Origin of the sequence: Burkholderia sp. HAN2018 (assembly GCF_024704855.1) — a bacterium.
Classification (GTDB): domain Bacteria; phylum Pseudomonadota; class Gammaproteobacteria; order Burkholderiales; family Burkholderiaceae; genus Burkholderia; species Burkholderia cepacia.
This window is the reverse complement of the sequence record NZ_QOBB01000436.1, coordinates 1-2,536: the sequence shown is the minus strand read 5'-3', so window position 1 is coordinate 2,536 and position 2,536 is coordinate 1. Positions and strand designations below refer to the sequence as shown.

The following is a 2,536-nucleotide window of genomic DNA, read 5'->3' as shown; positions in this document are numbered from 1 at the left end:
CGGCGGCCGCGTCGAGCGGATGCAGCGGGGCGTTGCAGCGCAGGCATAGCCGGAACGGGCGCATGTGCGGCGCGAGATCGAGCCGCTCGAACAGTTCGCGCAGCTGGTCGGCCGGCTGCAGCGCGTGCAGGTAGCAGCCGCGCTCGACCGCACGCCGCTTGAGCAGCTCGCGGTCGCGGGTCAGCACGATCCGGCCCTCGCGCGCGGCGAGCGCCGCCAGTTCGTCGTCGCGGTAGTGGTTGTCGTAGCAGGTGTCGAAGCCCGCGAGGCGCAGCAGTTGCGCGAGGCCGCCGAGATGCGCGTCGGCGACGAAGCGCCATGGCCCCGGTGGCGGCGCGGCGACTCCGCGGGCTGCCGGTTGCGCGCGCTCCGGAAAGGCTTCGACCCGGTCGCCGTCGTCGAGCGGCCGGTCGAGCGCGGCCGGCACGTCGTTGATGCACAGCCGACCGATTTCGGTATGCGGGACGCCGAGCGCCTCGATCGCGTGCTTCACCGTCGCATCGCGCGCGCAGGCGTGCCCGAACGCGCGGTCGCGCTGCGCGCGCGGGAGAAACGCGTTCAGTTCGTCGTGGAAGCGGAAGGTCGCGGTCGCCATGCGCGCAGTATGGCACCGCGCATGGCCGGCCGCGTGCCCTGCAGGCACCCCGCATCTGTGTTTAACTCCCCGCTTCACGGAGCGAAGGAGCGGGAAATGGATCTCGGATTTATCGGGCTGGGCGAAATGGGGCAGGCAATCGCGACGAACCTGCTGAAGGCCGGACACACGGTGCGGGTCTGGAACCGGTCGCGCGAGCGCGCCGAGCCGCTGGCCGCGGTCGGCGCGCAGATCGTCGACACGCCGGCCGACGCGTTTCGCGGCGACGCGGTGTTCTCGATGCTGGCCGACGATGCCGCCGCGCGCGAGATCTTCGACGATGCGTTGCTCGCGCAGGCGCCGCGCGGCCTGATCCACGTCAACATGGCGACGGTGTCGGTCGCGCTGGCCGAATCGCTCGCGCACGCGCATGCGTCGCGCGGCATCCATTACGTCGCCGCGCCGGTGATGGGGCGCCCCGATGTCGCGGCCGCCGCGCGCCTGACGATCATGGCGGGCGGCCCGGCCGAGGCGATCGACCGCGTGCAGCCGCTGTTCGACGCGATCGGCCAGAAGACCTGGCGGTTCGGTTCGCTGCCGCAGCACGCGAACGTCGCGAAGATCGCCGCGAACTTCACGCTCGCGTCGGCGATCGAGACGCTCGGCGAGGCGTCCGCGCTGCTGGGCGCGCACGGCGTCGCGATGCGCGACTTCCTCGACGTGATCACCGGCAGCGTGTTTCCGGGGCCCGTCTACGAGGGTTACGGCTCGATGATCGCCGAGCGGCGCTACGAGCCTGCGCGCTTCAAGGCGCGCCTCGGGCTGAAGGACGTTCGCCTGGCGCTGGAAGCCGGCGACGCCGTGTCGGTGCCGCTGCCGGTGGCGAGCGTCGTGCGCGACAACCTGCTCGACGCGCTTGCGCACGGCGGCGGCGAACAGGATTTCGCGGTGCTCGGCGAAGTCGCGCTGCGCCGCGCGGGCCGCTGATCCGCCCCGCGACAGAAGTCGGGCGCACCGGCATAATCGACGTTTCGTTTTCCTTGCATCGAGGCAGAGGCAGTCATGAACTTGCATACGTGGTGGCTTTTCGTGGCGACGGTGTTCGTCGTGTCGGCGATTCCGGGCCCGAACATGCTGCTGGTGATGACGCACGGCGCGCGCCACGGGCTGCGGCGTTCGGCATGGACGATGGCAGGCTGCCTCTCCGCGCTGGTACTGATGCTGTCGGTGTCGGCGGCGGGCCTCGGGGCCGTGCTCGAGGCTTGGCCGGCGATGTTCAACACGTTGCGCTTCGCGGGCGCGGCCTACCTGATCTACCTCGGCGTGAAGGCGTGGCGCGCACGCGTGGACGACGAGCAGCCTGCCGCCGACGTCGAAACCGTGCCGCGCCAGGCCACGCCGGCATCGCGCGGGGTGCTGTTCCGCAACGGTTTCCTGGTCGCGGGCAGCAACCCGAAGGCGATCCTGTTCGCGGCCGCGCTGCTGCCGCAGTTCATCAACGCGGCCGAGCCGACGCTGCCGCAATTCGGTATTCTCGTCGTCACGTTCGCGGTGATCGAGGTGAGCTGGTATCTCGTCTACGCGTCGTTCGGCACGCGCATCGGCGCGACGCTGAAGAGCCAGAGCGTTGCGAAGATCTTCAACCGGCTGACGGGCGGGCTGTTCGTCGGCTTCGGTGCGATGATGGCGCTGGTCCGTCACTGATTTCGATCCGACGCCGGTGCGCCGAACGCCCCGTCCCTCGCGAGAGGGCGGGGCGTTCCGCTTTTTGGGGCTCGCTTTACGCGCGCGGGCGAGTCAATGCCGCTGCGCCGGCTTCGCGTCCGGCCGAGCGCCCGAAGACGGCGGCCGCGCCGGCGAACGCGAACCCGACGCCGCACACCGCGCTCCACCCGCCCCACGCCCACGCACTGCCTGCGAGCGCCGCGCCGAGCGCGCCGCCGATGAAGAACAGCCCGACGA

The 2,536-nt window shown here is 71.1% G+C and carries 3 protein-coding genes and 1 pseudogene; 2 read left to right on the top strand and 2 right to left on the bottom strand.

The features are described from left to right. The coding region (locus tag DPV74_RS40665) for a Mut7-C RNAse domain-containing protein (RefSeq protein WP_119339232.1) at positions 1 to 595 on the bottom strand (595 nt) is incomplete at its 3' end. Between the two features lie 9 nt (positions 596 to 604). On the opposite strand from DPV74_RS40665, the gene DPV74_RS40660 reads away from it, so the two are divergent. Together DPV74_RS40660 and DPV74_RS40655 are read left to right on the top strand one after the other, a co-directional pair. Next, positions 605 to 1,561, top strand: coding sequence for an NAD(P)-dependent oxidoreductase (locus DPV74_RS40660; protein ID WP_306304901.1), 957 nt, complete (start codon positions 605 to 607; stop codon positions 1,559 to 1,561). A 75-nt stretch (positions 1,562 to 1,636) separates the two neighbouring features. Further along, positions 1,637 to 2,278 carry a LysE family translocator gene (locus tag DPV74_RS40655; protein ID WP_059694362.1) on the top strand — a complete coding sequence of 214 codons (642 nt, stop codon included), beginning with the start codon at positions 1,637 to 1,639 and terminating at the stop codon, positions 2,276 to 2,278. A gap of 76 nt (positions 2,279 to 2,354) precedes the next feature. Here the strand turns inward: DPV74_RS40655 and DPV74_RS40650 are convergent. Beyond that, positions 2,355 to 2,536 (bottom strand): annotated as a pseudogene (locus tag DPV74_RS40650) (MFS transporter); the annotation flags it as partial.